The organism is Streptococcus parasanguinis (assembly GCF_001578955.1).
Classification (GTDB): domain Bacteria; phylum Bacillota; class Bacilli; order Lactobacillales; family Streptococcaceae; genus Streptococcus; species Streptococcus parasanguinis_U.
This window is the reverse complement of the sequence record NZ_KQ969694.1, coordinates 81,351-87,951: the sequence shown is the minus strand read 5'-3', so window position 1 is coordinate 87,951 and position 6,601 is coordinate 81,351. Positions and strand designations below refer to the sequence as shown.

Here is a 6,601-nt window from a genome sequence, read left to right as displayed (position 1 = left end):
TTATAAACCTATCGAAGTTTTTTATTTTTTCTCTTGCTTGCTAAAAAATACTTTTCCTTCTTTGACCCAGGTTGGCATTTGTTGAGCTAATGGAGCAAAACCACTCTTATGGCGGTCATTTGAAAAACGATGATGCCGAACAGTTCGCTGTGGTGTCTCTTCTAGCGTTCTCAAAGAAAGGCTGGCTTTCTTTGAATATTCATCAACATCGATAACTTGTACAAAGACCTTCTCCCCAATCGAAAGAATGTCATGAATATTACTAACATAGCCACTTCTAATCTCTGAAATATGAATCAAGCTCGTGACACCCGATTCTAATTCAACAAAGGCTCCATAAGGTTGAATGCCTGTAATGGTCCCTTCTAACTTGTCTCCAATTTTCATATCAATCCTCAATCTCGACGGTTTCAATCACGACATCTTCTACTGGCTTATCCATCATACCTGTTTCAACAGCCGCGATCTCATCCAATACGGCAAAAGAAGATTCATCCATCAATTGACCAAATACTGTATGACGTTGATCTAAGTGAGGAGTTCCCCCTTCTGTCGTATAGATTTCAGCAATTTTTTCAGGCCAGCCACCGCGAACCAATTCCTTTTTCGAATATGGAAGATGCTGATTTTGTACAATAAAGAATTGACTTCCGTTCGTATTTGGTCCAGCATTTGCCATTGAAAGTGCTCCACGAATATTGTACAATTCTTTTGAAAATTCATCTTCAAAGCTCTCACCATAGATTGACTCTCCCCCCATACCTGTGCCAGTTGGATCTCCACCTTGGATCATAAAATCTTTGATAATGCGGTGAAAAATGATGCCATCGTAATAGCCAGATTTGGCAAGAGCTACAAAGTTTGCAACAGTTTTTGGTGCTTGATCCGGGAACAATTTAATTTTCATCTCACCATAATTAGTTTTGATCACAGCGATAGGGCCTTCAATCGTAGCAAGTTCTAACTGTGGTAACGTCAATTCTTTTTCAACCATATTTAACTCCTTTAAGGCATAGAATATGCCATTTTCTTCTAAATTCTTGGTGATATAATCAGCTTTTTCTCGTAGCTCTGGAGCAGACTTCCCCATTGCGATACTAATTCCAGCATAATCAAAAAGTTCTAAATCATTCAAACCATCACCGAATACTAGAACATTTTCTGGCTTCAAGTCCAAATGATGGACAACTTGAGAGACTCCCGAAGCCTTTGATCGATCAAAACGAACAACATCAGATGAATGTGGGTGCCATGGAACTAGACGTAACTCCTCTTGTAAGGAAGGCGATAATTCTAAACCATCATTATCTTCATCAAAGGTCCACATTTGGAAAATTGGCTCTTTCAAATGCAGATCCGGATCTACTGGTAAATTCGGATAAATGATATCAATAGCATCACTGATCAAAGGTGTCCGATTGGACAGGGTAGCTTGATGGCTAGCGACCAACCCATAATCAATCTCAGATTCTTTAGCCCAATCCACAAAAGAAGAGACGATTGCTTCATTGATTGGTGATTGGTAGATCACATTTCCTTTGGCATCTTCAATATAAGCTCCATTTAAAGTGACTAAAAAATCCGGCTTCAGATCCATTAGTTCAGGAACAACCCCAAAAATCCCTCTGCCAGTTGCAATCCCTGTTAAAATTCCCTTCTTTTTCAACTGATGAAAGACATCTTTTACGGATTCAGGAATTAAGCCTGTTTCTTTTGCACGTAATGTATCATCAATATCAAAAAAGACTATTTTTACTTTTTTGGCTTTATAACGTAATTTTGCGTCCACTTATCTCCCCCTCTTTTACTTGCTCTATTATAGCATTTTTTAACTTAAAAATCTTCCTGATTCACCAGATGATGACGGAAAGCATAGACGACAGCTTGCGTCCGATCGCTGACTTCAAGTTTCGATAAGATGTTGGAGACATGGGTTTTTACCGTTTTTAAAGAAATAAAGAGTTCATCTGCTATCCGTTGATTTTCATAGCCTTTTGTTAATAGAGCCAGAATATCTCGTTCTCTAGCAGTCAGATCATCATGCAATTCAGCATGGTTCTTTCGTAACTCAACTTTTTGACTGACTTCAGTCTCAATCGCAAACTCTCCCTTTGCAACCTTCCTGATAGCTTGTAAGATCTCAGTTGCTGATGAGGTCTTTAAAATATAACCTTTAGCACCTGCATCTAAGACAGGGTAAATCTTTTCGTTATCTAAATAAGACGTTAAAATGACAATTTTAGCTTCTGGACACTCTTTTAGGATGGCTAGAGTCGCATCGATTCCATTTAACTCTGGCATCACAATATCCATAATGATGACATCTGGTCTTTCTTTCAGCGCCAACTCCATCCCTTCTTGCCCATTTGGTGCCTCTAAAACTTGCTCAATATCGGTTTGCATGGACAAAAAGCTTTTTAATCCCAACCGAACCATTTCATGGTCGTCTACTAATAATACTTTCATACAGTTTCCTTTTCATTTTTATCTTTTACAAGAAGGGGAACGCGAATATCTATAGCCACTCCCTTTTGAGGACTCGTTCTTATTTTAATGGTTCCCGCCATGTCTTCTACACGTTCTTGAATATTTTTCAAACCATAACTCAATCGTTCTAATTTTTCCTGCTCAAAGCCGATTCCATCATCTACCATCCGTAAATGAAGTTGTTTTCCTTCCTGGTGCAAAAAGACATCCATTTGTTGAGCTCTAGCGTGTTTCAAGGTATTGCTAACAATTTCTTGGACAATCCGAAATAGATGTTCTTCCATATCTTTTGGAATGCTCACGTCATTATGATGAAAGACAACTGTTAGGTTACTCTTTTCCTTCAATTCTCTAAAAATCATCTCCATACCTTCTACTAAACTTTTTCCTTCCAATTCTGTTGGACGAAGATGTAAAAGTAAGACACGTAAATCATTTTGGGCTGTACCTAGAATATCTGATACACCATTTAGTTGTTGCTGAATCTGACTTTTCTCTAACTCAAGGGCCTGTACTGCCACGCCAGACAAAATCATATTGGCTGCAAACAATTCTTGACTAACCGTGTCATGTAGATCGCGCGCAATTCTCTTACGCTCGATTTCCACAATTTCTTCCTCATTTCGCATCACACGATTTTCACTTTTTTGTAAATTTTCTTCTAGTCGATGCAATTTGCTGTCCAAAAAATCTAACTGTTGATTCAATTCTTTAGGGGAAATTTCTTTTCTCTGTGAAGCAGTCAGGATAGATTCTACCTTTTGTTGTACTGCATGGACCGTTACAAATTGTGTGATTTTGATAATTAAGACAACCAAAGCCGTCAATGCAAGCGTCAGACTAAAAATCAAAAATAAGAATGATTGAAGCAAGGAAAGGTCTGAGAGAAGTTTGCCCCACTGAAAACCAACAAAATGAAAAATGGTATAACAAATAACCGCAATCACCATTAGGGAATAAAAGTACAATAGGAGATAGTCTAATTTCTTCATGCGCGAATCACCTCAACATCCCCAACAATTCCAACTAACACAATTTTTATAGAACGGTGCGATCTCCGATAATGTATCGTTTCAATATCTATGGTTTCATTTCTCATTTTACGGACAGGAAGATCCAAAAACTTTAGATCTCCATAAAGGGTGTTAATTTGTAAATGCAACTCCAAATCAATAGGTAAGATAATTTTTGTATTTCCAAAACCTTTCCGGATGATCACCACATTGTCCCAATTGCAAATGGCTACCTCCTCTAAATGGAGGGTGTCATTCCCAAAGACTCGGATCACATTCAGATCTCGATACCCTCGACTTTGCCTTGAAAAATGTTGTAAATCACCAATCCATCGAGTTTTTTCTTGACGAATTTCCGTATCCTCTTCAACATCAAATACAACTGCTCCATTTTCCTTATACATATAGGGGTAGGCGATCAATAAACCATAAACCACTGCAAATAAAATGGCTGCAATCACAAAAGGATTCAGCATCACGATAAAAAACAGGAGCACACTCAGTGCGATCAAAAGAAAATTCGCCTTTTGTTTGCCAAAATAGTAATACAGAAGCAACAAGAAAAGTACCATCAAGACAACAAATCTGTAAAAATCAATTGATAAAATGGTGATCGCTGCTAATGTTAACAAAATGGCTTCAACGAAAATAAAAATTTGTATTTTCCACATAGTCTACCTCATCTTTTTTATTTTATCAAAATTTTTATCATTTGACTTCCGTCTAGAGTTGGATAATACGGAGAGAGAAAAAACACCCAAAAGATAGAAATCCTTTGGGTGTCCTTCGTATCAGAATGAATGGTTATTAAATAAGTTCTTTCCGATAACGGTTGTCTAGAGGCATTATTTATACATAAATGCCCAATAATAGTTACCGTCGCCATTGATGACTGCTGCTACCGCACCTTCTGAGGCATTTGGATCGAGCATTAATTCTCTCAATCCACTATTATACCATTTCGTTACGACTGTTGTTGCATTGTCTTCACGGCGAGCTACAAAACCTGTGCTATCGTACTGACGTGAAATAGTATGGGCTTTTGGTAAGGCACGTGAGTTGTAGACATCATCTGACCAAGTCAATTCTTTTAAGCCTTGTGCTTTTCGCAATTCGTTAATCTTAGCAAAAGCTTCTTTCGCTTTATCTAACTCGATATAGTTTGTATTGTCTGTCGCTTCTACACGATAAACGAATTTCACATAGCCAAACTCAACATCTTTGTAGTTCTTGTCATCTACTCCACTCTTCAAGTTAGCGATTAAAACATAGTCTTTAGCCCATGGGTTTTCTTTAGATTGCTCAAAGAGTTCTGGGTCCTCGATTTCCCATTCTACTTTGGCATCCCAGCCAGCATTGTCAATAAATTTAGGATTCATTTTCTTAATGACATAGTCCTTAAATTCATCCACATTCTTAAATGGAAGAGCTTGACCTGCTTTAGCTGTTTCTACAAGATTTGTAGAATAGAGCTTCACGCTTGAGTCACGATCGCTATAAGCATATTCATCATCTTTGGCATCTTCGTGGAATTTTGGATCGATCTCAGGATCTTTTGGATCTGTCATTCCATAAAGTTTCCATTTGTCTCCGTTCCATTTCCAATAAGCAGAGTAACCAGTTGCTTCTGTATCAGATGGAACATAGTAATAGTGAGTCGAACCGTCAAAGTAGTAGTTCTTATCACGACGCAAAGCTGCTGATCCAGGTTTACCAGGAGGATAGACTATCTTAGGTGCTCGTCCATTCGGAGCCCATGGAAGATGTTCTAATCCTTCTGCTGGTGTCTCAACATATGGAGGAATTTGGTTTTCACTAGGCTGATCTGATGATACCAAACCATCATTTCCTGGGACTTCAGGTTGCACCGGTTCTTCTGGTTTTGGTTCACTTGGATTTTCTGGGGTTGGTGCGAAAGGATCAAACTCTCCATCTGCTCCTACAAATGGAGGATTTTCTGGGAAGATCAAGTTCCCATGATCTTCTGGTGTAGATGGTTCTGATGGGTTGACTGGTTGATCGGGTTTATTGCTTGGATCTGGCTCGTCAGGTGTTGGAGTTGGATCAGGAGTCGGTGTAGGAACTGGATCAGGAGTATCAGGATTTTCCGTCGAATTCTTCACAAATACCCATTTACCATTTTTATAGTAATAATAATCCCCATTATCTAATACATAATAATGGTAGCCATTTTCATATACATAATGAGGGTCATTGGCAAGGTTATTAGTAGAGTTATTCCGATTAGTTAGAGGCTTCCACTCACCATTGCGGTAGATCCGGTAAGTTCCATCACTCATCCGATAATAATGATTACCATTCCAATAAATGTAGTTTTTGTCACGAACTAGATTGTTATAACCATAGTAATTATTCCAGTTATTATAATTGTAGTTATAGTCATTATAGCCATAATAATAGTTCCAACTTGGATATCCATAGCCATAACCATAGGTCCATGAATTATAACCATTATAGCCGTCCCAATTATTGTAACCATTGCCATAATAGTTTGTATTGTAGAAGTTGGTATTCCACCCTCTATTATCTGCAGCTACTTTTGTTGCTATAAATGCTGGAGCAATCACAGCCATTGCTAAAATCGATCGGCTCAGCATTCTATAATTTCTGTCCATTTTAATAATCTCCATTTGGAAGTATATATGAAAGTTACATCAAGCATATGTACATATTCAATAGTCGTTCTTTCCAATTCTATCTTAGCGAGCACTATTTCTTTCCACTAGTTGGTAAGGCCTATTCAAATAATGGATAGAAATTTTCTGAAGAAATAACTCTCTATTAAATTAGTTCCGACCGGCTTTTCAATCTTTGATTTCCTCTCATGCAGATTGTAGCATAGATTCATAATAAAAAGCAAATGATTTGATATTCAATTATTTTTATTATCAAATTAAATTACATTCACTAGCTTAACTCCATGAAAAAATAGTTTAAATGCTGTATTATTAAGATTTTTATAAAAATCCATATTACCTTTCTGAAAAATCAATATTATAAAACTCAAATATTTTCCCTCTTAGGTGAAATATAAAAATCACGACGTAAAAATAAAAACAGGTAAGAATAGAAGGGCAAAC

At 37.4% G+C, this 6,601-nt stretch carries 6 protein-coding genes; all 6 read right to left on the bottom strand.

Annotation, left to right across the window (positions count from 1 at the left end):
- Positions 1-21: 21 nt before the first annotated feature.
- Entirely contained in the window at positions 22-387 is a 366-nt protein-coding gene (locus SPADD19_RS10620) for a S1 RNA-binding domain-containing protein (RefSeq protein ID WP_003018098.1), read from the bottom strand.
- Between the two features lies 1 nt (position 388).
- The gene (locus SPADD19_RS10615; RefSeq protein ID WP_061455964.1) at positions 389-1,789 is read right to left on the bottom strand and encodes a bifunctional Cof-type HAD-IIB family hydrolase/peptidylprolyl isomerase; all 1,401 of its coding nucleotides are present in this window, start codon (positions 1,787-1,789) and stop codon (positions 389-391) included.
- Positions 1,790-1,833: 44 nt separating this feature from the next.
- A complete protein-coding gene (locus tag SPADD19_RS10610) occupies positions 1,834-2,466 on the bottom strand; it encodes a response regulator transcription factor (RefSeq protein ID WP_061455963.1) in 633 nt (210 codons plus the stop codon).
- Entirely contained in the window at positions 2,463-3,479 is a 1,017-nt protein-coding gene (locus SPADD19_RS10605) for an envelope stress sensor histidine kinase LiaS (protein ID WP_061455962.1), read from the bottom strand. The genes SPADD19_RS10610 and SPADD19_RS10605 overlap by 4 nt, the downstream gene beginning before the upstream one ends.
- Positions 3,476-4,171, bottom strand: a complete 696-nt coding sequence (gene liaF / locus SPADD19_RS10600) for a cell wall-active antibiotics response protein LiaF (RefSeq protein ID WP_061455961.1) — start codon at positions 4,169-4,171, stop codon at positions 3,476-3,478. Before liaF ends, SPADD19_RS10605 begins: the two co-directional genes overlap by 4 nt.
- Positions 4,172-4,345: 174 nt before the next feature.
- Complete coding sequence (locus SPADD19_RS10595; protein WP_061455960.1) at positions 4,346-6,136, bottom strand: CAP domain-containing protein; 1,791 nt, start codon at positions 6,134-6,136, stop codon at positions 4,346-4,348.
- Positions 6,137-6,601: the final 465 nt, after the last annotated feature.

Coding starts and splice junctions, on each gene's coding strand:
- SPADD19_RS10620 (WP_003018098.1), bottom strand. CDS start 387: ATGAAAATTGGAGACAAGTTAGAAGGGACCATTACAGGCATTCAACCT.
- SPADD19_RS10595 (WP_061455960.1), bottom strand. CDS start 6,136: ATGGACAGAAATTATAGAATGCTGAGCCGATCGATTTTAGCAATGGCT.
- SPADD19_RS10605 (WP_061455962.1), bottom strand. CDS start 3,479: ATGAAGAAATTAGACTATCTCCTATTGTACTTTTATTCCCTAATGGTG.
- liaF (WP_061455961.1), bottom strand. CDS start 4,171: ATGTGGAAAATACAAATTTTTATTTTCGTTGAAGCCATTTTGTTAACA.
- SPADD19_RS10610 (WP_061455963.1), bottom strand. CDS start 2,466: ATGAAAGTATTATTAGTAGACGACCATGAAATGGTTCGGTTGGGATTA.